General features: G+C 62.8%; 16 protein-coding genes and 2 tRNA genes. 13 read left to right on the top strand and 5 right to left on the bottom strand.

Features of this window, described 5'->3' with window-relative positions:
- Positions 1–9 precede the first annotated feature (9 nt).
- Positions 10–4,527 carry an ExeM/NucH family extracellular endonuclease gene (locus ACZ5J0_RS03950; RefSeq protein ID WP_464094691.1) on the top strand — a complete coding sequence of 1,506 codons (4,518 nt, stop codon included), beginning with the start codon at positions 10–12 and terminating at the stop codon, positions 4,525–4,527.
- Between the two features lie 95 nt (positions 4,528–4,622).
- On the opposite strand, the gene ACZ5J0_RS03945 is transcribed toward ACZ5J0_RS03950, so the two are convergent.
- Complete coding sequence (locus tag ACZ5J0_RS03945; RefSeq protein ID WP_464094227.1) at positions 4,623–6,560, bottom strand: FAD/NAD(P)-binding protein; 1,938 nt, start codon at positions 6,558–6,560, stop codon at positions 4,623–4,625.
- Between the two features lie 60 nt (positions 6,561–6,620).
- On the opposite strand from ACZ5J0_RS03945, the gene ACZ5J0_RS03940 reads away from it, so the two are divergent.
- Together ACZ5J0_RS03940 and ACZ5J0_RS03935 are read left to right on the top strand one after the other, a co-directional pair.
- Positions 6,621–8,849 (top strand): prolyl oligopeptidase family serine peptidase, encoded by a 2,229-nt coding sequence (locus ACZ5J0_RS03940; protein WP_464094226.1) that lies wholly within the window; start codon positions 6,621–6,623, stop codon positions 8,847–8,849.
- A 176-nt stretch (positions 8,850–9,025) separates the two neighbouring features.
- Positions 9,026–9,113, top strand: a tRNA-Ser gene (locus ACZ5J0_RS03935).
- 74 nt (positions 9,114–9,187) lie between these two features.
- On the opposite strand, the gene ACZ5J0_RS03930 is transcribed toward ACZ5J0_RS03935, so the two are convergent.
- A complete protein-coding gene (locus ACZ5J0_RS03930) occupies positions 9,188–10,618 on the bottom strand; it encodes an MFS transporter (RefSeq protein WP_464094225.1) in 1,431 nt (476 codons plus the stop codon).
- A gap of 129 nt (positions 10,619–10,747) precedes the next feature.
- Entirely contained in the window at positions 10,748–12,913 is a 2,166-nt protein-coding gene (locus ACZ5J0_RS03925; protein ID WP_142936597.1) for a RecQ family ATP-dependent DNA helicase, read from the bottom strand.
- Positions 12,914–13,038: 125 nt separating this feature from the next.
- Here ACZ5J0_RS03925 and ACZ5J0_RS03920 point away from each other — a divergent pair, with 125 nt between their 5' ends.
- From ACZ5J0_RS03920 to ACZ5J0_RS03905, 4 genes are all read left to right on the top strand, one after another.
- Entirely contained in the window at positions 13,039–14,457 is a 1,419-nt protein-coding gene (locus tag ACZ5J0_RS03920; protein ID WP_142936598.1) for a phosphomannomutase/phosphoglucomutase, read from the top strand.
- Positions 14,458–14,465: 8 nt separating this feature from the next.
- Positions 14,466–14,921 carry a hypothetical protein gene (locus tag ACZ5J0_RS03915; RefSeq protein WP_142936599.1) on the top strand — a complete coding sequence of 152 codons (456 nt, stop codon included), beginning with the start codon at positions 14,466–14,468 and terminating at the stop codon, positions 14,919–14,921.
- 22 nt (positions 14,922–14,943) lie between these two features.
- On the top strand, positions 14,944–15,414 hold the full coding sequence (locus ACZ5J0_RS03910; protein ID WP_142936600.1) for an RrF2 family transcriptional regulator: 471 nt from the start codon (positions 14,944–14,946) through the stop codon (positions 15,412–15,414).
- A gap of 171 nt (positions 15,415–15,585) precedes the next feature.
- Positions 15,586–16,743, top strand: a complete 1,158-nt coding sequence (locus ACZ5J0_RS03905; RefSeq protein ID WP_142936601.1) for a globin domain-containing protein — start codon at positions 15,586–15,588, stop codon at positions 16,741–16,743.
- A gap of 139 nt (positions 16,744–16,882) precedes the next feature.
- Here the strand turns inward: ACZ5J0_RS03905 and ACZ5J0_RS03900 are convergent, their stop codons facing one another.
- Positions 16,883–18,709, bottom strand: a complete 1,827-nt coding sequence (locus tag ACZ5J0_RS03900) for a phosphoenolpyruvate carboxykinase (GTP) (RefSeq protein WP_142936602.1) — start codon at positions 18,707–18,709, stop codon at positions 16,883–16,885.
- A gap of 284 nt (positions 18,710–18,993) precedes the next feature.
- Here ACZ5J0_RS03900 and ACZ5J0_RS03895 point away from each other — a divergent pair.
- Positions 18,994–19,067 (top strand) — tRNA-Arg (locus ACZ5J0_RS03895).
- Between the two features lie 150 nt (positions 19,068–19,217).
- Here ACZ5J0_RS03895 and ACZ5J0_RS03890 read toward each other — a convergent pair.
- Positions 19,218–19,946, bottom strand: coding sequence for a FadR/GntR family transcriptional regulator (locus tag ACZ5J0_RS03890; RefSeq protein WP_142936603.1), 729 nt, complete (start codon positions 19,944–19,946; stop codon positions 19,218–19,220).
- A 272-nt stretch (positions 19,947–20,218) separates the two neighbouring features.
- Here ACZ5J0_RS03890 and ACZ5J0_RS03885 point away from each other — a divergent pair, with 272 nt between their 5' ends.
- The 5 genes from ACZ5J0_RS03885 (at position 20,219) to ACZ5J0_RS03865 (ending at position 26,788) form a co-directional block, all read left to right on the top strand.
- Entirely contained in the window at positions 20,219–21,856 is a 1,638-nt protein-coding gene (locus ACZ5J0_RS03885) for an ABC transporter substrate-binding protein (protein WP_464094224.1), read from the top strand.
- Between the two features lie 144 nt (positions 21,857–22,000).
- The gene (locus ACZ5J0_RS03880) at positions 22,001–22,906 is read left to right on the top strand and encodes an ABC transporter permease (protein WP_142936656.1); all 906 of its coding nucleotides are present in this window, start codon (positions 22,001–22,003) and stop codon (positions 22,904–22,906) included.
- A gap of 3 nt (positions 22,907–22,909) precedes the next feature.
- Positions 22,910–25,030 (top strand): dipeptide/oligopeptide/nickel ABC transporter permease/ATP-binding protein, encoded by a 2,121-nt coding sequence (locus tag ACZ5J0_RS03875; protein WP_464094223.1) that lies wholly within the window; start codon positions 22,910–22,912, stop codon positions 25,028–25,030.
- On the top strand, positions 25,027–25,833 hold the full coding sequence (locus ACZ5J0_RS03870) for an ATP-binding cassette domain-containing protein (RefSeq protein WP_464094222.1): 807 nt from the start codon (positions 25,027–25,029) through the stop codon (positions 25,831–25,833). The genes ACZ5J0_RS03875 and ACZ5J0_RS03870 overlap by 4 nt, the downstream gene beginning before the upstream one ends.
- Positions 25,834–25,870: 37 nt before the next feature.
- Entirely contained in the window at positions 25,871–26,788 is a 918-nt protein-coding gene (locus tag ACZ5J0_RS03865) for a dihydrodipicolinate synthase family protein (RefSeq protein WP_464094221.1), read from the top strand.
- Positions 26,789–26,801: the final 13 nt, after the last annotated feature.

The following is a 26,801-nucleotide window of genomic DNA, read 5'->3' as shown; positions in this document are numbered from 1 at the left end:
ATGAAATTTATGCATAGGAAATCCTTGGCGGGAACGGTCCTGTCAATGGGGTTGCTCGCGGCCCCGCTGACGGCCGTCCCAGCCATGGCAGCGGACGAACCTGCCGCCGCCGGTACCTCCCCGGTGGTGATCAACGAGGCCTACCTCAGCGGCGGGAGCAACGGCGCGGCCTTCAAGAACAAGTTCGTGGAGCTGTACAACTCCTCGGACGCGCCGGTCAGCCTGGCCGGATGGTCCCTGCAGTACAGGTCTGCCACGGCTACGGCAGCACCCACGGGTGTCACCCCATTGACGGGCAGCATTCCCGCCAAGGGGTACTTCCTGGTCAAGGGTGCCACCAATAGCGGCACATCAACGGCGCCGGATCTACCCGCTGCCGATGTTCAGGCAACCGGCACGCTTAACCCCAGCGGAACCACGGGAACCCTGGTCCTGGCCAAACAGGCCACTGCAATCTCTTCACTTCCAGCAGGATCAGTGACGGGCAATGCAGCCATCGCCGACCTTCTGGGCTACGGCACCTCCAACACGTTTGAGACCGCCGTTGCCTCCGCACCCGCCGGCAACTCGGACGTCAAGAGCCTTAATCGCACCAATGGTGTGGACACCGACTCCAACGCGGCGGACTTCAGCCTCAGCGCCACCATCACTCCCACCGCCTCCAACGGCGGCGAAACACCGCCCGTAGACCCCCAGCCCGGGTTTAAGGCCATCGCCGAGATCCAGGGAACCGGCCCGGCCAGTCCGTTTGTGGGCAGCACCGTGACAACCAGCGGCAAGGTCACAGCCGTCTACGCAACCGGCGGTTTCAACGGCTACTACGTCCAAACCGCCGGAAGCGGCGGTGACAACGCGGGGGCGGCCAGGACGGCGTCGGACGCTTTGTTCGTCTATTCGCCGTCGACGGCGGCAGCGGTCCAGCCGGGCGACTACGTGCAACTCACCGGTGTGGTCAGCGAATTCGCCAGTCAAACCCAGCTGACCGTTGAGGCGGCGGGGTTGAAGAAGCTCACCGAGGCGGCACCGGAGGTCAAGTCCACGCCGTTCACGTTGCCTGCCAACGAGGCCGCGCGGGAAAGCCTGGAGGGTATGCTCCTGGCTCCTCAGGGTGACTTCACGGTCACGGACAACTATTCCCTGAACCAGTACGGTGAGATCGGCCTCGCAGCCGGCACATCCCCTCTGGTGCAGCCCACTGCTGTGGCAGCCTACGGCTCCGCCGAGCACGCGGCCGTGGTGGCGGACAACGCCCTGCGCGGTATCAAGCTCGACGACGGCGCGTCCACCAATTTCTTGAAGGACGCCTCCACCAAGGCCCAGCAACTTCCGTACCTGACCACGTCCGACCCTGTCCGTGTCGGCTCACCCGCAAAGTTCCGGACCGACGTCATTCTGGGCTACGGCAACAACTCCTGGAAGTTCCAGCCACTGACCGCCCTGACAGCGGCCAACGCTGACTCCGTCCAGCCTGCGAGCTTCACCGCCAGCAGGCCAACAGGCCCCGCTGACGTAGGTGGCAACCTCAAACTGGCCTCCTTCAACGTGCTGAACTACTTCCCCACCACCGGTGACCAGCTGGCAGGCTGTGTCTTCTACACCGATCGCGACGGCAACCCGATCACGGTCAAAGAGGGCTGCAACGCCCGCGGTGCTGCCAACGCGGAGAACTTTGAGCGCCAGCAGAGCAAGATCGTCACAGCCATCACCAAGTCCGGCGCCGACGTCGTATCCCTCGAGGAAATCGAGAACTCGGCACAGTTCGGCAAGAACCGCGACGACGCCTTGTCCAAGCTGGTGGATGCCCTCAACGTCAAGACACCCGGTGTTTGGGACTACGTGCGCACTCCCGCCAACGCTCCCCCGCTGAGCGACGAGGACATGATCCGTACAGCGTTCATCTACAAGAAAGCCGTGGCCGAGCCCGTGGGTGAGTCCATCATCCACAATGACACCGTGGCTTTCGCAAGTGCCCGCAAGCCCCTCGCACAAGTCTTCAAGCCAGTTGGCGGAGACGATGACAAGAAGTTCATCGCGATCGTGAACCACTTCAAGTCCAAGGGCTCGGCAGCGACCCCGGATGACACTGACAAGGGCCAGGGCGCCTCGAACATCGCCCGTACCAAGCAGGCCGAATCCCTGCTGGCCTTCTCCAAGGACCTTCAGGCCTCGAAAGGCACAGACAAGGTCTTCCTCATTGGTGACTTCAACGCCTACTCCAAAGAAGATCCCATCAACGTCCTGACGGGCGCCGGCTACACGGACCTGGAAGCCGGCACCGGCAAGCACTCCTACCTGTTCGGTGGCATGGTCGGCTCCCTGGACCATATCCTCGCCTCCCCGGCCGCCCACAAAGTGGTCACCGGAACTGACATCTGGAACATCAACTCCGTAGAGTCTGTCGCGCTGGAGTACAGCAGGTATAACAACAATGTGACCAACTACTATGCCGGTGACGAGTTCCGGGCCAGCGACCACGACCCCGTGGTGGTGGGCCTGAACCTGACTGCCGACGAACCGGCAACTGTTGACCTGCAGTTCCTGGGTATCAACGACTTCCACGGCCGGATCGACTCCAACACAGTCCTCTTCGCCGGAACAGTCGAGAAGCTCCGGGCGGCAGCAGCTCCCGGCGCTACGGCCTTCATTTCCGCCGGCGACAACATCGGTGCTTCACTCTTCGCTTCCGCAGTAGCGAAGGACCAGCCCACCATCGACGTCTTGAACGCGCTCGAATTGCAGGCTTCCGCTGTGGGCAACCACGAGTTCGACGGCGGTTGGGCGGACCTGCGTGACCGCGTCGTCGCTGGAGGTACCAACGCGAAGTTCGCCTACTTGGGTGCGAACGTCTATCAGAAGGGCACCACCACACCGGTCCTGCCGGAGTACAAGGTGCTGGATATGAACGGCATGCGGGTGGCAGTGATCGGTACTGTGACGCAGGAAGTTCCTTCCCTGGTGACGCCGGCTGGAATTGCGGATCTGGAGTTCGGCGATCCTGTGGAAGCCATCAACCGGGTGGCCGCGAAGATCAAGGCCGACAACCTGGCAGACCTCATCATCGTGGAAAACCACGACGGCGCGGCCTCCGGAACGCCCGAAGGTGCCACGTTGGAACAGGAAGTTGCAGCCGGCGGGCCGTTCGCCAAACTGGTCAACGAAACCACTCCTGACGTCGCCGCGATTTTCACGGGACACACCCACAAGGAGTATGCCTGGGACGCTCCGATCCTGAACGCCAGCGGTCAGCCCACCGGCAAGACCCGCCCGATCGTGCAGACCGGTAACTACGGTGAAAACGTGGGAACCGTGACCCTCACAGTGGACACGGCAAGCAAAACAGTGACCGCTTACAAGGCCGCAGTCGTAGACCGGACAACCGATACCGCGGACAGCCTCGTTGCTGCCTACCCGCGGGTGGCCGCTGTGAAGACCATCGTGGACAAGGCCCTCGCGGAGGCTGCCGTCATTGGCAACCAGCCCGTTGGCGCAGTAACCGCTGATATCACCACCGCCTTCACCCCGGATCCGGCGGGCGGCGCCCCTAAGCGGGACGATCGCGCGAGTGAGTCCACGCTGGGCAACCTGGTAGCGGACTCACTGGTGGACACGCTCAAGGCGCCTGAACTGGGTGCGGCGGAGATCGGCGTCGTAAACCCCGGCGGCCTGCGTAATGAGCTGTACTACGCGCCCGATGGCACCATCACCTACGCCGAAGCCAACGCCGTCCTGCCGTTCGTGAACAACCTTTGGACCACGTCCCTAACCGGCGCGCAGTTCAAGACGCTCCTGGAGCAGCAGTGGCAGACCAACGCCGACGGCACCATCCCCAGCCGTCCCTACCAGCAGCTGGGTGTGTCCAAGAACGTTAACTACACCTACGACGCCGCTCGCCCCGCCGGGGACCGTATCACCGGCATCTGGGTGAACGGAGCCGTGATTGATCCTGCCAAGCAGTACAGGATCGGGACCTTCAGCTTCCTGGCTACCGGAGGTGACAACTTCCGGATTTTCAAGGAAGGCAGCAACACCAAGGACACTGGCCTGGTGGACCGCGATGCGTGGATCAAGTACCTGCAGGCACACAAGCCCGTGTCCCCGGACTTCGCACGCCGCTCTGTTGCGGTGGCCAACTCCACGGCGCCTGAGGTGAAGGCCGGAGACTCCATGGCTCTGGCGGTCTCCAAGCTGAACCTCACCTCCATCGGCAGCCCGGCCAACGCAACGCTGAACGCTGTGTTCGTAGATTCCAAGGGTGCAGCGATAGCGCTCGGCTCGGTCCCCGTGACCGCGGGAAGCGCCACTGTGGACCTCAAGGTTCCCGCAGCGGCAGCTGCAGGCACCGGAACCTTAGTGCTCACCGCCGTCGAAAGCGGAACCGTAGTGAAGGCGCTGGTACAGGTGGCAGAGAGCGGCCCGAATCCGCCGCAGTGCACCGCGCCTACCAAGCCGTCAAAGTGGTACGACATTGCGGGATGGCTCAGGTACGCGTTTGCATGGCTGGAGTATCAACGGTGCCTGAGGGGCTGATCCGCTCCTTAGCGTGACCATGAAAAGCAGGGCCTCTCACCGCGTTGTTGGTGAGAGGCCCTGCTGCTGTTTGAACGTTGGGGCGCCCCGGATCGTTAGCGGCCCAGAATGCTCCGGGCAATCTCGTCCGCATCGCGAAGGGTCCGTTGTCCGCTCGCGTAGGCCGGGCCGGTGCGCGGCCTCGCTTCCGCGGCAATGGCCGTACCCCACTGTGAAGCTGACAGTTGGAGGCCCAGGACATACAAGTCCTCCGTGACGGATCCGTTGGCTGCCAAGGGCCTGTAGGGGTGCGGTTCCACATCAAGCCCAGTGGTCTGCATGGGCGTTCCCTCAACACTCATCATGATCTTGGTGCGCACCAAACCATCTGCCATAAGCTGCTCCAGCAGCGGCGAGAGGTTGACGCCCACCCTGTTGGCCGGCGACATCGCCTCCACAAGAGTCCGCGCTTCCACCGGGGAGTCATGAACCCAAGGAGACACCGCCCGGAACACCCTGGCCCCGCGGTCCACACTGAACTTCGGGTCCGGGCCCACAAAACTTACGACGCCGGCACGCGCCAAAGCGGCCAACTGCTCCGAACGCAGCGCAGGCGCTCCGCTGGCCAGACCTTCAACGAATGACTCGAACCAGCCCCGCAAACCCGCCAGCCAGGATTCATCGGTGATCCCGCCATCCGCCACCACGGATTTGAGGATGGCCCGGCCGGTGTGAAGAGCCCCGATGGCCATCTTGACGGGGTCCGCCTCGCCCAGCGCCGAGCGGCGGGCATCATCATCAAGGTAGGCCGTGATAGCGGCGTCCAGCTCGCTCCGGGAGGCGAAAGTCCGGCCCGCGAGCGGCGCTGCGAGCCCTCTCAAATTCAGCCGGCGGGACGCGGCAACGTGTTTTTCAACGAGGTTCCCCACCTCAATTTCCCAGTTCGAAGTGGTGTGCGCATGCGGTTGGAGCGCATCCTCAAGATCGGCGAGGAACTGCGCGGGATCCTTGATCGCGGCGGGCTGGGACCGGGCAAGCGTTGAGTAGTAGGCCCACAGCGCATCGCGGTGAAGCAACGGCCAGAGGTCATGATCAAACCCGGGCTGGATGCCGGCCGCACGGAACCGGTCCACGGCGTCTTCTGTCAGGTAGCGCATGGTGATGCTGCTGGGGTAGTAGCCCGCCAAGCCCGCCTTGGCCCGGTACGGGGTGCCCCTGCGGGATGCAGCAATGATCCTTGGCTCCCGGCCCGAGGGCCGGTATTCGAGCACACCGGCGCCGGGTGAGCTGGCCTCAACGAACTTGCCGCCACGACCCTCCGTCAATTGACCCATGACGTCAAAGAAGTTCAAGCCCATGCCCCGGACCAGCACAGGTTCATTGTCCGGCACAGCCTGCCAATCAACGTCAGCCGGTGGAGCAGGCGGGAAGTACAGCAGGCCCTGCTCGTCCGCGGCACTCTTGAAAGAGCGCTGCTCAGGACTTAGCCGGGACTCGATGTGGCCCAGCGCGAGGACCACGGAACCGACGGTGAGTGTGCCGCCGTTGGCGAGTTCGACGTCGAATCCGTCCGCCACCGGGCGCGCCGCAAGGGCAAGTGTCTGATGGAAGGTGACCTCGACGCCGTCGGGCAGCCGTTCCAGCAAGCCCGCCAACGTTTGGCGAAGGTACCGTCCGTACAGTGCCCGGCTGGGGAAGTCGTGCGATTCGAGAGTGGCCAGCTCCGCCTTCTCGGCGTCGTTCAGTCCCATGCCATCACGACGACGGGCCTCCCGCCACTGATCAAACGAACCACCCGCGAGCGGCGGTGCGAGCTCAGAGTCCTCGGGGATGAGCGTGGGATAGAAAGACTGCGTGTTCATCAGGTACAGCCGGGACTGCTCCGGCTGCCACACGTGACCCGAACCGGCCGGGTAAGGGTCCACAACTTCGATACGAAGGGTGGCCCCTGGCTGTGTGTCCGCAGCCCAATTCGCGAGCAACCTCTCAAGGACACTGGTGCCCCGAGGGCCGGCCCCAATCAGGGCAACACGTTTGGTCTGCGATTTAGCCACGCTCAAGCCTAACTTCTGCGTGACTTGCTTACCGTCGAAGAGTGTTGCTTGGATGGGGCGATGACCACCACAGAAGCTGATCAATCGCCACTTCCCAACAACGAGACCGCGCAGGCCCGCAGCCCGCGGCATGCAGCGGACGTTGCACCTGAGCCAACGGACGAAAACGTCTGGCTTGAGGACATCCACGGCGAAGAGCAACTGGCGTGGGTCCGCGAGCAGAATGCCCGCACCGAGGAATTGCTGGAGGACGCCGAATACGAGGCCGTTGAGGCCGGCATCCTGGAGGTCCTCGACTCCACCGATCGCATCGCAATGGTCTCCAAACGCGGCGATTTCTACTACAACTTCTGGAAAGACCAGGAACACCCCAAGGGCCTCTGGCGCCGCACCACCTGGGAAAGCTACCTCACCGAGGAACCCGAGTGGGACGTTCTGCTGGACGTCGACGCCCTCGCCGCCGCTGAAGGCGTCGAGTGGGTGTTCCATGGGGCCGGTTTCCTCCGTCCGGACGACGGCTCCGAGTACCGCCTGGCCATGGTTTCGCTCTCCCCCGACGGCGGCGACGCGGACCGCCACCGCGAGTTCGACGTCGAATCCCGCACCTTCGTGGAGGGTGGCTTTGACCTGCCCACAGCCAAAGGCAACGTCAGCTGGCTGGACGCCGACACTTTGCTGGTCTCCAGCACGGCCGAAGGCCTGCCCGCCACATCGTCGTCCTATGCGCGTACCGGTGTTAAGCTCCGCCGCGGCCAGTCCCTGGCCGACGCTGAGCGCCTCTTCGAAATCCCCGAGGACCACATGCTGGCCATGGTGGCCCACGACTCCACCCCGGGTTACGAGCGGACTTTCGCCGTGGACTACATCGACTTCTACAACCGCACCACATCCCTGCGGCGCGACGACACGTGGGTGGCAATCGACGTTCCCACCGACGTGAACATCAGCGCCCACCGGGACTGGCTGCTGTTCCGCCCGCAAAAAGACTGGGAGGTTGCCGGCGTTGTCTACCCTGCCGGTTCCTTGCTGGCCGCCGACTTCGACTCCTATCTGGCAGGGACCCGTTCTCTGCTGGTCCTGTTCACGCCGGATGCCCACACGTCTCTGCAGTCCTGGAGCTGGACCAAGGACTACCTCCTGCTGAACCTCCTGCGCGATGTCTCCTCCGAGATCCGCGTGCTTGACCCGTCTGTTGTTGACTCCGATGGGGTGTGGGCATCCACTGTCCTGGACGCCTGCCCTCCCCTGCACGACGTCAATGCCTACGCCGTGGACGACGAAGACACCGGCGCTGAAGGCAACGACTTCTGGCTGGTGGCCACGGGCTTCACCACGCCGACGACGTTGACTCGAGGAACTCTTGTTGCAGCCTCTTCCGGGGGCTCCGGGGTGGGTAGCCGCCACGCCGAAGTGAAGCGGTCGCCGTCGTTCTTTACCGAAGCCGACTACGAAGTCCAGCAACACTTCGCGGAGTCTGCGGACGGCACCCGCGTGCCGTACTTCCAGGTTGCTTCGACAGATCTGGTGTTGGACGGCCAGAACCCCACGCAGCTCTCCGGCTATGGAGGCTTCGAAGTTTCCCGGACCCCCGCGTACAGCGGAACGGTAGGCCGGGCCTGGCTTGAGCGCCGGACCTCGGGCGCAGCGTCCGACGACGGAGCTGCCGCCCACTCGCGTGGCGGCGTTTACGTGGTTGCCAACATCCGCGGAGGCGGCGAATACGGTCCCTCCTGGCACCGCGCGGCCCTTAAGGAAAACCGACACCGTGCCTACGAGGACTTCGCCGCCGTAGCGAAGGACCTCATCTCTCGTGGCGTTACCAGCCGGCGCCGGCTCGGTTGCGTCGGTGGTTCCAACGGCGGGCTCCTGGTGGGAAACATGCTGACCCAGTACCCCGAATTGTTCGGCGCCGTGTCCTGCGGAGTGCCGCTCCTGGACATGCGCCGCTACACCAAGCTCTCCGCCGGTTACTCCTGGATTGCCGAATATGGCGACCCGGATGTCCCGGCGCAATGGGAGTTCATCCGCACCTTCTCGCCGTACCACTTGCTTCACGACGGCGTGGAATACCCGGAAACCTTCATCTGGACTGCCACCTCGGATGACCGGGTGGGTCCTGTCCAAGCCCGCAAAATGGCAGCGCGCATGCAGGCCATGGGCATCCCGAACGTCTGGTTCCATGAAGCGTTGGAAGGCGGCCACGCGGGAGCCTCCGACAACAGGCAGGCTGCAGCGCTTCAGGCCCGGAGCAACCACTTCCTGTGGCGTTCGCTGGCTGGGAGCCACTGACACCCAGGGCCCCCTGCGCCGGCCTCGGCCCCGGCCCCCGCCTCGATGGTTCCCTGCTGAGAGTGCCGCGCGCACGGCATGTCTGGCAGGGAACCATCGAAATGGACGGCTTGGCCGGGACGTTTTGCGCTGAACGGCTCGTTCTGCGTATCCTTGGTGGGCTAGCAATAGCAAAGGGAGACGTGCCAGAGCGGCCGAATGGGCTTCACTGCTAATGAAGTGTGGGGCACAACTCCACCGGGGGTTCAAATCCCCCCGTCTCCGCGAATTGGTCCCGGTTTTCGAACCGGGACCTTTTGCGTTTAAGGCCTTCCCCCTGAAGCCGCTGAAGCCGCTGCTCAGCCGCGCTTTGCTCCGCCGCTGACCTCGGCCCCGGCGTGACGATGGAGGGTCAGGCTGTCCACTGTGCTGATCAGCATCAGGACCGCCATGGCAATGAACGCCCCCTTGTAGGCCGCCACGTGATCGGCCCCGAACACCTGCGTGGTCTCGAAAAGGCGCAGGAACAGGGCACCCACCGCGATGCCTGCTGCCGCCGCCAACTGAACGAGCGTTGCGGAGATGGCATTGGCTGAGGGCAACTGACCGGGGACGATGTCCGCGTACTGCACCGAAGCGTAGGCGGAGAAGCCGATGGAACGGAACGCACCGCTGAACAGCAGCAGCGTGAATATCAACGGCTCGGGTGTTTGGGCATCCAGGAAGGCGCACAACGCGAAGGTCACCGCGGAGGCGAAGGATGCGAAAACGAGTACTGGTTTGAACCCGAAGCGCCTGATCAGAGGCGTGGTGGCCGGTTTGATCCCGATGTTGCCCACGAAAACCGCCGCCACCATCACCCCTGCCTTCAGCGGGTCCCAGACAAATCCGTCCTGGAACATCAGGGGCAACAAGAACGGGACCGAACTGATGGTCAGCCGGTAGATAAACCCACCCGTGGAGGTAGCCCTGAAAGTCCTGGTGCCAAAGACGCTGAGGTTGAACAGGGGAACGCTGGCTTTCCTCATCCACCAGACTGCCCCCGCCAAGGACAACACCCCAGCGGCGACCACCACCACAGCAAGCACATTGGACGCGTGCCCTCCCAAGGTCTCCAGCCCCACCACCAGGGCGCCCACGCCAAGTGTGGTGAGGAGAAGCCCGAACCAGTCGAGGCGGCGCTTGGCGTCAAACGTTGTTCGCGGCACCAACCTGAGTGCTGCAAGGAAGGCGGCAAGGCCCAAAGGCACATTGATGATGAAGATCCAGTGCCATGACAGGAACGTGGTCAACGCGCCGCCCACCATCGGTGCCAGGACCGGAGCCAGCAGGCCAGGCCAAACCAGATACGCGGTGGCGCGGAGGAGCTCCGATTTGGGGGTGCCCCTCAGGACCACCAGAGTTCCCACGGGAACCATCATGGCTCCGCCCATGCCCTGGGCAACGCGGCTAAGAGTCAGCATGGTCAAGTCCGAGCTGATGGCGCAGAGCAAGGAGGCAACGGTGAATACTGATATCGCCAGACAGAAGATCCTGCGGGCGCCGAACCGCTCGGCAAGCCAACTGCTCAAAGGGATGCCCATAGCCACGGTCACTAAATACGCGGTCATGGTGATGTTGATGTCCGCTGGCGCCACCCTGAAGTCCGAGGCGATGCTGGGGATAGCAGTGGTAAGGATAGTGCCGTCGAGGAACTCCATGAAGAACGTTGCCGCAACCAACAGGGCCAGGCGCGGCCGCCAGCTGGTTTCGTTTGCCGCTCCGACGTCGGTGTTGGGTTTTGTGCTCATGGCTCCGGTCCAAGATCTGGCTGGTGACCTGCGACGGGGAAGCAGGCGTGTTTGCTCGATCCTATAGACGCAGAGTGGGAGCGATCACAACATGACGTAGTTCTACAGGTGGGGCGAGCCCTAGCTGTACTAGCCCGCCTGAGCCAGCGCCAGCGGGAGCACGGCGCTCACGCCGGCTTGCCGCAAGGCACGGGCGGATACGGTCATGGTCCAGCGGCTGTCAACGATGTCGTCTACCAGCAACACGGGCTGCCCTCCCGTACCAGCCAACGCCTGGGCGAGTTCGGGACCCACAACGAGGCGGTCCCACACACCGGCCAACCTGTAGGCGCTGTTGCCGCCACGCGCACCGGTTGGGCCTCCGTGGTGCGGTTGCAACTGGCCCAGGTAAGGCATCCGTCCTATCCCGGCAATTCCCTGTGCCAAGGACTCAACCAGCAGGGGCTTGCTCCTGGACGGGATGCTGACCACTGCCGCGGGCCGCCCGACGCCGCTCCACGGAGTTCCGCCTTCGGCGCCCGACCACTCACGCAGGACGTGGACGCAGGCCTGCAGCATGGCAGGATCCACGGCGCGGTCCGGAGCCCCAGCGGCGAACAACTCCCTCAACGCACCGCCCCAACCAAGGTCGGTAAGCCTGGCAAGGATCCGCCCCTCGGAGACGCTCTCATCCGGCTTGATCTTTCCTTTGACCGCCACGCCCAGCCGGTCCATTCCGCTGGGCCATTGAAGGCGAGGCTCAACGGCTATGCCCGCGCGCCGAAGAGTTTGACCCGCTGCATCGGCCGCCGAAGCCGCCACATCCACGGGGAACCAACGCCCGGCGCAGTTGTCGCAGCGGCCGCAAGCGGCAGCTGTTTCGTCATCCAGGACGGAGGTGATGAACTCCATGCGGCAGCCGGCTGTGTCCTGGTAGATCACCATGGAATCCTGCTCGTCCACCCGGGCCTCGGCGATACGCGCATAGCGCTCGGCGTCGTAGTTCCACGGCATGCCGGTGGATCGCCAACCACCCCCAACACGTTCCACGGCGCCATCAACCGCCAGGACTTTGAGGAGCAACTCCAATGGTGTTCGGCGGAGGTCTACACGGGCTTCCAGAGCGACCGTGGAAAGGGCGGACCCGGCCTCCCCCAGTACGCTCAGCACGGCGCCGGCTTTCTCGGCCGACGGCATGGACGCTGTAGCGAAATACTGCCAGATTTCGCGGTCTTCGGACCCCGGCAGTAGCAGGACATCCGCGTTGGCTGCGCCACGGCCTGCGCGGCCCACCTGTTGGTAATAGGCAACCGGAGAAGACGGAGCACCCAGGTGGATCACGAAACCCAGATCAGGTTTGTCGAAGCCCATGCCCAGTGCTGAAGTGGCCACGAGGGCTTTCACTTGGTTGTCCTTGAGCAGTTGCTCGGCGCGCTCCCGGTCTGAGGGGTCCGTTCGTCCCGTGTAGGACAGGACGTTGTGTCCGGCCTCCGCAAGGAGCCGCGCAGTGTCCTCTGCTGCCGAGACAGTGAGCGTGTAGATAATGCCGCTTCCGGGCATGTCGGCAAGATGTGTCAGGAGCCATCCGAGACGGTCCCGGGAGTCGGGCAGCGTCAGGACACCGAGTCGCAGTGATTCGCGGCCCAGCGCGCCACGGATGGTAAGCACCCCCGCACCCAACTGTTCCTCGATGTCATGAACCACCCTGGAATTGGCGGTGGCCGTGGTGGCCAGGACTGGAACAGAGTCCGGCAATTGGGCAATGAGGTCTGCAATGCGCCGGTAATCAGGGCGGAAGTCGTGTCCCCAGTCCGAAATGCAGTGAGCCTCGTCAATCACCAGGAGGCCGGTCCGACGGATGAGCTCCGGTAGCTGGTTCTCCCTGAAGGAAGGGTTGGTGAGCCGTTCCGGGGAGACAAGTAGGACATCTACCTCGTCCGCGGCCAGCTGGGCCAGCACCGTATCCCATTCCAGGGCGTTCGCGGAGTTGATGGCGACGGCCCGCACCCCGGCCCGGGCTGCAGCGGCCACTTGGTCGCGCATCAGGGCAAGCAAGGGCGAGACAATGAGCGTTGGTCCTGCACCGCGCCGACGCAGCAGCAATGACGCCACGAAGTAAACGGCTGACTTACCCCAACCGGTGCGCTGAACCACCAAAGCCCGGCGGCCCGCGTCCACCAAGGCCTCGATGGCTTCATACTGTCCGTCATGGAACTGCGCTTCGGGGTGGCCCACCAGCTCACGAAGGCACGCCAGCGCCTGCTGATGAGTAGGGGATTGCACGGAAACGGCAGCGATTGGAGAGTTGTTGGCCATCAACCAAGTATTCCAGCCGACCCTGACAGCCAGAACCCGGTTGCCCTGCTATGTGGACAAACACTATCCACAGGTCCCGTGTGCAGGTTCAACCCGAACTGCGTTGCCACAGTAGGATTGAGCCCGTGACTAGCGAGCAGAACAAGACATTCGACCTCTCGGCTTCCTTCAAGGCGTACGACGTCCGGGGCATCGTGGGGGAAACCATCACGGCTGAAATCGTCGAGGCCGTCGGCGCTGCCTTCATCGACGTCCTGGGCTTGGAAGGTGAAACGGTACTGGTTGGCGGCGACATGCGCCCCTCCTCCCCTGAGTTCAGCCAAGCCTTTGCCAATGGTGCCGCCACGCGTGGCGCGAACGTTCAGTTGCTGGACCTCATCTCAACCGACGAGCTCTACTACGCTTGCGGGGCCTTGAACGCTGCCGGCGCAACGTTTACCGCCAGTCACAACCCCGCCGCGTACAACGGGATCAAGATGTCCAAGGCCGGTGCCCAGCCCATCTCTTCAGAGAGCGGGCTCAAGGAAATTCAGACCCTTGCTGAGCAGTACCTGAATACCGGCATTATCCCCGCGGCAGCCACCCGCGGCGAGATCGGCGTCCACGACGTCCTGAAGGACTACTCCGAGTACCTGCGGAAGCTCGTTGACCTTTCCGGATCCCGTCCCTTGAAGATCGTGGTGGATGCTGGCAACGGCATGGCCGGCCTTACCACCCCGGCAGTACTCGGCGACAAACTCCTCCCGGCGCTGCCCTTCGAAATCGTTCCCCTGTACTTTGAACTCGATGGCTCGTTCCCGAACCACCCGGCCAACCCCTTGGAGCCGGAAAACCTGCGCGACCTGCAGGCCGCTGTCGTCAAGCACGGCGCGGATATCGGCCTCGCGTTCGACGGCGACGCGGACCGCTGCTTTGTCATTGACGAGAAGGGCGAGCCCGTTTCTCCGTCTGCGATCACCGGCATGGTGGCACGCCGTGAGATCGCCCGCGCACAGGCTGCGGGTGAGGAGACTCCGGTGATCATCCACAACCTCCTCACCTCCAAAGCCGTGCCCGAGCTCGTGGCCAAGGATGGAGGCCGTGCCGTGCGGACCCGCGTTGGACACTCCTTCATCAAGGCTGTCATGGCCGAGGAAGGCGCCGTGTTCGGCGGGGAGCACTCCGCACACTTCTACTTCCGGGATTTCTGGAACGCTGACACCGGCATGCTTGCCGCCATGCACGTCCTCGCCGCCTTGGGTGAGCAAGACGGTCCGCTCTCGGAGCTCGGCCGCCAATACGAGCCCTACGTCTCTTCCGGTGAGATCAACTCCGAGATCGAGGACAAGGCCGGCGCAGTCGAACGTGTTCGCATCGACTTCCAAACCGAAGACATCGACATCGACCACATGGACGGCAGCACGTTCACAGCCAAGGACGGCAGCTGGTGGTTCAACCTCCGCCCGTCCAACACGGAGCCCTTCCTGCGCCTGAATGCAGAAGCCAAGGATCAGGCAACCATGGAAAAGATCCGCGACCGCGTCCTGGCTCTGGTCCGGGCCTAGGCACCAGCATGAGCGAACAGCCCACCAGCGCAGCCGGCGACGACGAGTCGGTCCAGGACCGCGAACTCCGCGAGACGCTGGGCACAGCATTAGGCACAGCACAGGAGCACATCCAGCAGAACGGTGGTTTCTTTCCGTTCGGCGTCACGCTGTCGAATGACGACGAGCTACGGCTAGTGATGATCGCCCCCGGCGAGCCGGACGAAAACGGCGACGTGGATGCCGGTCAGATGTTGGCCGACATCCAGGGATTGCTGCGCCAGGGCCGTGACGAATTCAAGGCCGTGGCTGTTGTGAGTGACGTCAACCTGCCGGATCATGGATCTGATGGCATTCATGGTGCAGCCGAGCACAGGGACGGGGAAGTCCGTGCGGCAATAATTCCGTACGTTCCCACAGTGGACGGTTTTGCTTTTAGCGCCATGGAGCCAGATACCCACGAACCATCCATTTGGGTGGACTAGACCTTACCCGTGAGCTGATCCCATGAAAATAAACGCCTTCGCAGATGTCAGCCTTCGCGCCATCATGGTGTTGGCCGCGGCCCCTGAGGGCACACTGCTGACCACCCAAGCGGTGGCCGATGCCGTGGGAACGCCGTACAACCATGTCAGCAAGGCTATGGTTCGCTTGCGTGCACTGGGTTATATCGACGTTGAACGGGGCCGGTTGGGCGGCTCCCGGCTCAATGAGTCGGGGCGGAGGGCCACAGTCGGCGAAGTCCTTCGGCATTTGGACAGCCGGCAGGATCCGGCGGAGTGCCAATCCCCCACCAAGAATTGCCCGCTTATCAATGAGTGCGGCCTGCGGCATGCGATGAACCGGGCCAGGGAAGCGTTCTACACGGAGCTGGATTCCGTGGTCATTGCTTCCCTCCCCCATGCTCGCCAGATGATCCCGGTGTTCCAGTCCATCGGATTGCGCCCGGAGTTCAGGACACCGGCGACGCAACCGTAGCTGGTAACGGGGCTAGTAAGCCCCTTTCCCGTAGGTCCCGCTTCGGCCTGCCCGAGCGGAAAGAATCCAGTTTGCACAACTCTTCTACGCAGTGTAGAACTTGAGATATAAATATACGCATTACAAATACTTATATACCCTCGGGTTACCGGCCCCTACACCAGGAGAACCATGCTCTCGGAAAAGTCCCGCCCCATCATCGAAGCTACTTTGCCCTTGGTCGGCTCACGGATTGGCACGATCACCGTCGATTTCTACAATCGGCTCTTTGCAGCACACCCCGAATTGCTCGATGGACTCTTCAGCCGATCCAACCAGCGCTCAGGAGATCAGCAGCGGGCACTCGCCGGAAGCATCGCGGCCTTCGCGACCCACCTCATCAATAACCCGGACACACTCCCCGAAAAGGTACTTTCCCGGATTGCCCACAAGCACGCATCCTTGGGGATCACGGAGGATCAGTACGGAGTGGTCTACGAGCACCTCTTCGCAGCCATCGCCGCGGACTTGTCCGAGGTCATCACTCCGGAAATTGCGGAAGCATGGACAGAGGTCTACTGGCTCATGGCAGATGCCCTGATCAAGCTTGAAAAGGATCTCTACGCCGCTCAGGCCAATGACAAAATGTGGATGCCCTGGCGCGTGACGAGCAAAGAGCCTGCGGGCACGGATGCCATGACATTCACCCTGGAACCGGCCGACCAAACTCCGGTGACGGCGGCAAAACCTGGTCAGTACGTCAGCGTCAAGGTCCAGCTTCCCGACGGCCTCCGCCAAGTGCGCCAATATTCACTGTCCGGTGACACGGGCACCCGCAGGGTCTTCACCACTAAGCTGAACGACGGCGGTGAGGTATCCACCGCCCTGCACACCGGCGTCGAACCTGGCGACGTCCTTGAGATCTCCAACCCATACGGCGAAATCACCCTTAAAGAAGGAGATAGCCCGGTCATTCTGGCATCGGCGGGCATTGGCTGCACCCCCACGGCGTCAATCCTGCGGGCTCTCGCGCAAACAGGCACCGACCGGCAGGTCCTGGTCCTTCATGCTGAGAAAACTATGGAGAACTGGGCACTCAGCGGCCAGATGAAGGCTGACGCCGCCACCATCAACGCTGATCTGAAGCTCTGGCTCGAAACACCGCACGCCTCGGCCGCCCAGGGTTTCATGTCACTGCGCGAAGTGGACATGCCCGCCGATGCTTCGCTTTATCTTTGCGGACCGCTCCCCTTCATGAAGAAGATCCGCGACGAAGCGATCGACGCCGGGATTCCGGCCACACGCATTCATTACGAAGTGTTTGGTCCGGACGTTTGGCTCGCCAGCTAAGCCACACGGCCTAAGCCCCAGCACGGCTTTAGCTGACAGCACGACTTTGGCTGACAGCACGACGGCGGCCCGCCACCTTTCATACGAAAGGTGACGGGCCGTCGTCGTTCACTTAAGAACGCCGTTGTTCCTAAGAGGTCTAGCCCAGACGGGTCTTGAGACCGTCCAGCTCGGACTGGAGCGCCGCCGGGAGGGATTCGCCGAAGTTAGCGAACCATTCCTCGATGGACGCCAGTTCGGTTGCCCACTCTTCGGGGTCGACGCGAACGGCAGACTCGACCTCAGCCGGGGTCATGTCCAGGCCCTCAAGATCGATGGATTCGCCGGTCGGCACGAAGCCGATGGGGGTCTCCACGGCGTCGGCCTTACCTTCGAGGCGCTCGATGGCCCACTTGAGCACACGGGCGTTGTCTCCGAAGCCAGGCCAGGCGAAGCCGCCTTCAGCCGTGCGACGGAACCAGTTGACCAGGAAGATCTTGGGCAGCCGCTCCGGGTTAGCCTTGGCAGACAGGTTCACCCAGTGGTTCAGGTAGTCACCTGCGTCGTAGCCGATGAACGGCAGCATGGCCATGGGGTCGCGGCGGACCACACCAACGGCACCCGCGGCAGCAGCCGTGGTTTCGGAGGACAGGGTGGATCCCATGAAAATGCCGTTGGACCAGTTGCGGGCCTCGGTGACCAGCGGAATGGTGGTCTTGCGGCGGCCGCCGAACAGGATCGCGGACAGCTCCACGCCTTCGGGGCTGAAGTACTCTTCGGCCAGCATGTCGATCTGGTCAATCGGCGTGCAGAATCGGGAGTTCGGGTGGGCGGCAGGCTTGTCCGAGTCCGGAGTCCAGGACTCACCGCGCCAGTCGGTCAGGTGTGCCGGAGTTTCCTCGGTCATACCTTCCCACCAGACGCCACCGTCGTCAGTCAGGGCCACGTTGGTGAAGATGCTGTTGCCCTTGGCGATGGCACGCATGGCGTTGGGGTTGGTGCCCCAGCCAGTGCCGGGAGCGACGCCGAACAGGCCGGCCTCGGGGTTGACGGCGCGGAGCTCACCTTCCTTGCCGAAGCGCATCCAGGTGATGTCGTCACCCAGGGTCTCAACCTTCCAGCCCTTGATGGTGGGGTCGAGCAACGCAAGGTTGGTCTTGCCACAAGCGGACGGGAAGGCAGCGGAGATGTAGTAGGTCTTCTGCTCCGGGGAGGTCAGCTTGAGGATGAGCATGTGCTCGGCCAGCCAGCCTTCGTCGCGGGCCATCACCGAGGCGATGCGCAGCGCGTAGCACTTCTTACCCAGCAGGGCGTTTCCGCCGTAGCCCGATCCGAAGGACCAGATGGAGCGCTCTTCCGGGAAGTGCACAATCCACTTGTCGGTGTTGCACGGCCATGCAACGTCTTCCTGGCCGGCTTCCAGCGGGGCGCCCAGTGAGTGGAGGGCAGGTACGAAGAAAGCGTCGGTCTGCGTGATGCGATCCAGGACGTCCGTACCGATTCGGGCCATGATGCGCATGGAGGCAACAACGTAGGCGGAGTCGGTGATCTCGACGCCAAACTTTGGGTCCTCGGCATCCAGGTGGCCCATGACGAACGGAATGACGTACATGGTGCGGCCGCGCATGGAGCCGGCGAACAGTCCGCGCAGCTTCTGCTTCATTTCGGCCGGGGCCATCCAGTTGTTGGTGAAGCCTGCATCGCGCTCGTTCTCGGAGCAGATGAAGGTTTGCTCTTCCACACGGGCAACGTCAGCGGGGTCGGAGAACGCCGCGAAGGAATTCGGGAACGTTTCCGGGTTCAGACGCTTCAGCGTGCCGGCCTCGACCAGTTCGTCGGTGAGCTTCTTGTTTTCTGCTTCGCTGCCATCAACCCAGTGGATGCGGTCCGGCTGAGTCAGCTCGGCAACTTCCTCAACCCAGGCCAGAAGGCGTGCATGCGTAGTAGGTGCCTTCTCAAGCAGCGGCAGTCGCGCCAGATCGCCCATTGCGGTTCCCTTCCTCGGGTTCAGTGGTGTGTCCTAAACGATAGGGGCCGCGGACCAGACCAATCCGCTGTCAGACATCGGACATCCACAGAGGCGCGGAGTAAAAACCGCTAGAAATCAAGGTTTCGGGATCGACGAAGCCCGTTTTAAGTGACGAAGGTCACGTAGACCGGTCTAGTTGCGCAGATTACAGCTTTTCGATTTGGAACTTCACATGAACTTCTGTAAAGTTTATTGAGGTTCGAGGGGGCCAGAGAAACAGACCGCCGAGAATCACACGAAATGCGCCCATAGCTCAGCTGGATAGAGCGTCTGTCTACGGAACAGAAGGTCAGGGGTTCGAATCCCTTTGGGCGCACAGATGAAGACCCGCACCGGTTCGCCGGTGCGGGTCTTTTTAATGCCCGGCTGACCTCAGTAAGCGGCCGGTGACCCGAACGCAGAAACAGCAAGGGCCGCCGTCGTACTTTTCAAAGAAGTACGACGGCGGCCCTTGCGGTTAAGTCCGTTAGTCGCCCACCGCTTCACTGATGCGGCGACGGATGCCATCGAAGTGGCGATTGAGCAGTTCGGACGCCGAGACTTTGTCCCCGGCTGCGACCGCGGCGTAGATGCTGCGGTGCATGGCGGCAGTTTTCGCCAGGTCCTCATTGCCCGGTCCGATCTCCACGTGGATCTTCCGGTACACCTTCCAAAAGACGCCCATCAGGTTGATCAGGAGTTCGTTGTTCAGGGGTTCGAAGAGCCGGCGGTGGAACTCAGCGTCCGCGGCAACAAAATTCTCGCCGGCGGCAGCGAGTTCTTCCATCTGCTTCACGGCTTCTTCAATGGAGGCGAGCTGCTCTTTGGTCATGACATCCATGGATGAGCCAATCAGCCCGGATTCCAGGGCTTGGCGCACGTCCACCAGTTGCAGGGCTTCAAGGCCTTGATGGCGGAGTGAAAGGCGCCCCCGGAAGGTCAGCCCGTCGGCCAAGGCATCGAAGTTACTCGGTGCTACGAACATGCCGAAGCCATGACGGATTTCAATGACACCAAGCGCCTGGAGAACTTTGAGGGATTCGCGGAGGGTATTACGCCCTACGCCGAGTGCTCCGGAAAGCTCGCTCTCCGTGGGCAATGGATCGCCTGCCTCGAGCTCACGCTCAAGGATCAATTCCATAATGTCCGACTGCAAAGCACGCAGCCGGGCCTGTGCACTGAACCGCGCTTGCGGAACTACACCGGAAGTTGTCATGGCGCTCTCCTTGCCAATGCGCCACCCTATGAGAAGGCGGTGCGGTGTTAATATTGAGGCGAGCTTAGTGCCCACCGCAGAATGACTTACTCGCAGCATACAATATCGGATGTCCCACCTCCCCGATAGCTGTGCTACCGAATTCCTCCCTGAGAATTCCCTTCCGCACCGGCCGCAGCCGGAAATCCCCCACTTGACGTTCCGTTGTGACCGCCCTTACAGTTTCCATACGAGCATCGGACGTCCTACATCCGATAACCCACGAAACGCGAATGGTGAGGCACCCTATGAGCAAGACGATCCACAGCCTGCCGCTGGTCAATGACGCCAGCCGCCGGAACTTCCTGAAGCTAAGCGGCGCAGTTGGTGCAGCAGCCGCCTTCACGGCAACCCTTTCTGCGTGCGGCGGCGCTGCCAGCACCACCACGGGCACCACCACCAACACGGCTGCGGTCAACAAGGACCTCATTATCGAGGCAGGCATCTCCTACGCACTCTCCACGGGTTTTGACCCGCTGAGCTCCTCCGGCGCCACCCCTATGGCCGCCAACCTGCACATCTTCGAAGGCCTCATCGAACTGCACCCCGCCACGCGTCAGCCGTACAACGCTTTGGCTGCCGCAGACCCCAAGAAGGTCAACGACACCACCTACCAGGTGACCATTCGCGAGGGTGCCAAGTTCCACGATGGATCCCCGGTCACCACCGAGGACGTCGCTTTCTCCTTCACCCGCGTGATGGATCCGGCCAACAAGTCCCTGTTCTCGCAGTTCATTCCCTTCATCCAGGACGTCAAGCCGATGGACGAGAAGACGGTTGAGTTCACCCTGAAGTACGCCTTCCCCGGCTTCGGGCCCCGCATCTCGGTAGTCAAGATTGTGCCCAAGGCGCTGGCCACCGACCTGAAAGCCTTCGATGCCAAGCCAGTGGGCTCCGGCCCCTACAAGCTCGTTTCGGCGGTCAAGGACGACAAGATCGTGTTCGAAGCATTCGCTGATTACAACGGCCCCAAGCCGGCATTGGCCAAGGGGATGAACTGGTTGTTGCTCTCCGATGCCGCCGCCCGTGTCACCGCTGTGCAGTCCGGACGCGTCCAGGCGATCGAAGACGTGCCCTACCTGGATGTTGACGGGCTGAAATCCAAGGTCAAGGTGGAGTCCGTCCAGTCCTTCGGCCTGCTGTTCCTCATGTTCAACTGCGCCAAGGCACCGTTCGACAACAAGCTGGTCCGTCAGGCCCTGCACTACGGCATGGACAAGGAAGCCATCATTAAGAAGGCCCTGTTCGGCAACGCCAAGGCTGCCACGTCCTACTTCCAGGAAGGCCACCCGGATTACGTCAAGGCCAAGAACGTCTACGGCTTCGATACTTCCAAGGCCGAGGAACTGCTGAAGCAAGCAGGCGTCACCACCCTCGAGTTCGAACTCCTCACCACGGACACCGCCTGGGTCAAGGATGTTGCGCCGCTGATCCTCGAATCCTGGAACAAGATCCCTGGAGTCAAGGTCACCGTCAAGAGCCTCCAGTCCGGCGCTTTGTACAGCGACCGCGTGGGCAAGGGTGATTTCTCCGTGGTCGCAGCCCCCGGCGATCCCTCCGTTTTCGGTAACGACGCGGACCTCCTCTTGAGCTGGTTCTACTCGGGTGCAACATGGATGGACAAGCGCGCCTTCTGGACCACGCCGGAGCGTACCAAGCTGCAGGAGCTCATGAACAAGGGCTCGCAGGCTTCAGGTGAGGAAGCCAAGAAGATCGTGAGTGAAATCGTGGACATGGTTTCGGACGAAGTTCCCCTGTACCCGGTCTTCCACCGCCAATTGCCCAGCGCATGGGATGAAAAGAAGCTCAACGGCTTCCAGCCCCTGCCCACCACCGGCTTGTCCTTCGTTGACGTCGGACGCACAGCCTAAGCAACCCTTCGCGTTGTGAGGCCCGCTCTGCAGGGTTTAACCCCCAAAAACCCTGCAGAGCGGGCCTCCCAACCAGATCAACCGGAGAGTACATTGGTCACCATATTGCGTTTGCTAGGCCGCAGACTTGCAGCATTGCCATTGATGATCCTGGGCATTACGTTGCTCGTCTTCCTCGTCCTGCAGGCCGCTCCCGGCGATCAGGCAAGCTCCGCCCTCGGCGATGGCGCCAGCGAAGAAGCCAAGCAGCAGTACCGCCAGGACAATGGCCTGAACGACCCCCTGGTCCTGCAGTACTTCCGATTCCTCGGCAAGCTCCTGCAGTTCGACCTCGGGGTCACCACACCACCGGCCAAGTCGGTGGCGTCCATGATCGCCTCGGCGTTCCCTCTGACCCTTCAACTCACCTTCCTTGGCGTCCTCATTGCGATCGTGCTCTCCCTGGCCTTCGGCATCATGGGCGCCCTGTACCGCGACAAATGGCAGGACCAGCTGGTCCGCGTCTTCTCCATCGCCGCGATTGCTACGCCGTCATTCTGGCTCGGCATCCTGCTCATCCAGTGGTTCGCTCTGGGCGAGAACCCGATGTTCCCCTCAGGCGGAATTGCGACGCCGGAATCCGGCTTTGGCGGTTGGCTCAACTCGATGGCCCTCCCGGCACTCGCCCTCGGCATCCCGGTCTCAGCGTCCCTGATCCGCGTGGTCCGCACCTCGATGGTTGAAGAGCTGGACCGCGACTACGTCCGCACCGCCATCGGCAACGGTGTCCCCTACCGCGAGGTGGTCTCCAAGAACGTCCTCCGCAACGCGCTCGTCACGCCGGTGACCGTGCTGGGACTTCGCGTGGGCTACTTGCTGGGTGGCGCCGTCGTGATTGAAATGATTTTCGCCCTGCCCGGCATGGGCCAACTGATCCTCAACGGCATCACCAACCTGGACGTCAACCTTGTCCAGGGCGTGGTGCTCACCATCTCGGTCACCTTTGTTCTGGTGAACATTGTGGTGGACCTCCTTTACCTGCTCATCAACCCCCGAATCAGGACGGTATAGCTCATGCGCAGCAAGCTCGCAGAACGGCTAAGTGCCCCGGGCATTCGTTTCAAGGCCCTGCCCTGGGGCTCCCGTATCGCCCTGGTCTTCCTCATGGTGATTGTCCTGGCAGCGATCTTCGCGCCGGTCATCGCTCCGCACGATCCTCTGGAGACCTTCATCCCGGCCACGCCGCCCGGCGCCGAACACTTCTTTGGCACCGACCGCCTGGGCCGTGACATCTTCTCCCGACTCCTGTTTGGCGCACAGTCGTCGCTGATGATCGGTCTGGGCGCTGTTGCCCTGGCCATCTTGGCCGGAGCGCTCCTCGGTTCGTTCGCGGCCACCTCCAGCAAGTCCGTGAACGAGATCATCATGCGGCTCATGGACATCCTCATGGCATTCCCCGGCATCGCCCTCGCAGCCGTGCTGTTGGCAGCGTTCGGTAACTCGGTGCCCACCATCATCATCGCGATCGCCATCATTTACACCCCCCAGCTGGCCCGCGTGGTCCGTGCCAACGTGCTGGCACAGTACGGCGAAGACTACGTCCGTGCCGAGCGCGTGATCGGAGCCGGCCGCTTCTACATCCTGGTCAAGCACATCGTCCGCAACACCGCCGCCCCCGTGCTGGTGTTCGCCACTGTCATGGTGGCCGACGCCATCATCCTCGAAGCCTCGTTGTCCTTCCTGGGCGCCGGCGTGCAGGACCCCGCTCCTTCCTGGGGCAACGTGATCTCCTACGGCCGCAACCTGGTCCTGTCCGGCGGCTGGTGGGCCACTACCTTCGCCGGCCTCACCATCCTCTTGACCGTGCTGTCACTGAACATCCTGGCCGAGGGCCTCACCGACGCCATGGTCAATCCGAAGCTCCGCCGCGCACCGGTAGTAAAGGACGACGACGGATCCTCCGCAGCCGTTGCTGTAGATGCCGAGGTTGCCACCTCCGTTGCCCAGCCCTCCGTGGTTGAGGAACACGAGCTCGACGGCGTCCGTGCGGCTTCCGCTGACGGCGTCACTTCCGGGGCCAGCTCCTCAGCCGTCCTCACCGACGTGAAGCTGGCCGCCGCCAACCCGCACCTCCTGCTGGATCGCGAACTGGAACTCCTGGCAGCCATTGAAGCCAAGCGCACGGACCGTCTTCCCCAGGTATCCCCGGAAGCGCGCAACGTGCTGGAAGTGAAGAACCTGTCCATCCGCTTCCCGGGCCGCTTCGGCGACATCGCGATCGTGGACAACGTCTCCTTCACGGTCCGCGAGGGCGAGACCATGGGCCTGGTAGGCGAGTCCGGCTGTGGCAAGTCCATCACCTCCCTGGCCGTGATGGGACTGCTGCCCAAGACCGCCCAGGTCACCGGCTCCATCATGTTCGACGGCAAGGAACTCCTGGACGCCAAGACCCAACACAGCAATCCCAAAGCCTACGAGGGCCTCCGCGGCGAGCAGATCGCCATGGTGTACCAGGACGCCCTGAGCTCCCTGAATCCGTCCATGAAGATCAAGGACCAGTTGGAACAACTCACCAAACGCGGTGGGCGCAAAACTCCTGCCGAGCTCTTGGAAATGGTGAAACTGGATCCCGTCCGGACCCTCGCCAGCTACCCGCATGAGCTCTCCGGCGGCCAGCGCCAACGCGTGCTGATCGCCATGGCGCTGTCCCGTTCGCCCAAGATCGTTGTTGCCGATGAGCCCACCACCGCCCTGGACGTCACTGTCCAGAAGCAGGTTGTGGACCTTCTCAACGAACTGCGTGAACAACTCGGCTTCGCCATGGTTTTCGTCAGCCACGACCTCGCCCTCGTGGCCTCGCTGGCACACCGCATCACGGTGATGTACGCCGGCCAGGTGGTGGAATCCGCACAGGCTTCCGAGCTTCTTCAGAATCCCAAGCACGAGTACACCCGTGGCCTCCTCGGTGCGGTGCTGTCCATCGAGGCCGACGCTGTTCGCCTCCACCAGATCCCCGGTACTGTTCCGTCCCCGCGGGACTTCGCCACGGGCGACCGCTTCGCGGCCCGCTCACTGCGACCCGACGCCGATCCCCACCAGAAATTGGTCCTCACCGCTGTTTCTTCCGTTGGCTCCGGCAACGGCGGCGATGCCGACCACTACTGGGCGAGCCATTTGAAGGAGGACGCGAAATGAGTGAATCAACCGGCAAACCGGTCATCGAGCTCAAGGACGTCAAGGTCTACCACCACGCACGGACCGGTGGCCTGTTCCGTCCAAACATCGTCAAAGCTGTTGACGGCGTGGACTTCACCATCAGCCGCGGCGAAACCGTAGGCATCGTCGGTGAGTCCGGCTGCGGCAAGTCCACGCTCGCTTCAGTGCTCGTAGGACTCCAGCCGCCGACGTCGGGCAAGGTTTTGTTCCACGGAAAGCCGGCCATCAAGCGGAACGCGGCCATGCGCAAGCAGTTTGGCCGCTCCGTCTCCGTGGTCTTCCAGGACCCGGCGACGGCACTGAACCCCCGCATGACCATCCAGGACATCCTCACTGATCCCCTTCAGATTCATGGGATCGGCAACGCTGCTTCCCGCGCCGCCAAGGTCAAGGAACTCTTGGCCCTGGTTGGCTTGCCGCAATCGGCAGCCGAAGTGACGCCGTCGCAGGTTTCCGGCGGTCAGCGCCAGCGCGTGGCGATCGCCCGCGCGTTGGCTTTGGACCCGGACATCATCGTGGCGGACGAGCCGACGTCGGCGCTGGACGTCTCCGTCCGTGCGCAGGTCCTGAACCTGCTGTCTGATCTGAAGACCCAACTGAACCTGGGCATGGTGTTCATCTCGCACGACATCCAGACCGTCCGCTATGTCTCGGACCGTATCTGCGTCATGTACTTCGGCAAGATCGTCGAACAAGGCTCAGCCGCGCAGGTCTTCGACAACCCGAGCAACGACTACACCACGAAGCTGCTGGGCGCAGCGCCCAGCCTGCTTCACATCTAGTTTTTCCCCTCACAAGCTACAAACAACGGAGAATTCTGTGTCCACTCAGTTCCAGGGCGTCATCCCCCCGGTCATCACCCCCCGCCACGCCAACGGCAGCATCGACACCGCGTCGCTGAAAAACGTCACCAAGCACCTGATCGACGGCGGTGTGTCCGGCCTCTTCGTCCTGGGCTCCTCCGGCGAAGTCCCCTACCTCACCAACGATGAGCGTGAGCTGGTGGTCTCCACCATCGCCGACGCCAACGCCGGAGCAGTCCCGCTGATCGTGGGCGCCAACGAGCAGACCACCCACCGCGTGATCGAGGAAGCCCGCAAGGTGGTTGACCTCGGCGCTGACGCGATCGTGGTCACGTCCATGTACTACGCCATCGGCAACGCCGCGGAGACCGAAACGCACTTCCGCAGCATCCACGCCGCCATCGAGAAGCCCATCTTCGCCTACGACGTTCCGGTCCGCACGCACTTCAAACTGCCTACCGACCTTCTGGTCGGCCTCGGCCGCGACGGTGTCATTGCCGGCGTCAAGGACTCCTCCGGCGACGACGTTTCCTTCCGCCAGCTGCTCCTCGCAGCCAAGGACATCCCCAACTTCGACATCTTCACCGGTCACGAAGTTGTGGTGGACGGCGCTCTCCTGGGCGGCGCGCAGGGCGTTGTTCCGGGCCTCGGCAACGTTGATCCGGCCGGCTACCGCCGCCTGTTCGACGCCGCACAGGCTGGCGACTGGGCTGCGGCGGCCCGTGAACAGGACCGTCTGGCCGACGTCTTCGAGATCGTCTACGCCCCCAACGGACGCGTGTCCGGCGGAGCCGCTGGTCTGGGTGCGTTCAAGACCGCGCTGCAGGTGATGGGCGTGATCGAGTCCAACACCATGAGCTCGCCGATGCTGTCCTTGAACGATTCCGAGACTGCCGCGATCCGCGAAATTCTGGAGCGGAACGGGCTGGTCTAAGCTTCCATGACGG

The sequence above is a fragment of the Arthrobacter sp. DualSoilB13 genome (genome assembly GCF_055389195.1).
Note: the sequence above shows the minus strand (reverse complement) of the source record. Positions and strands in the feature narration are given on the sequence as shown.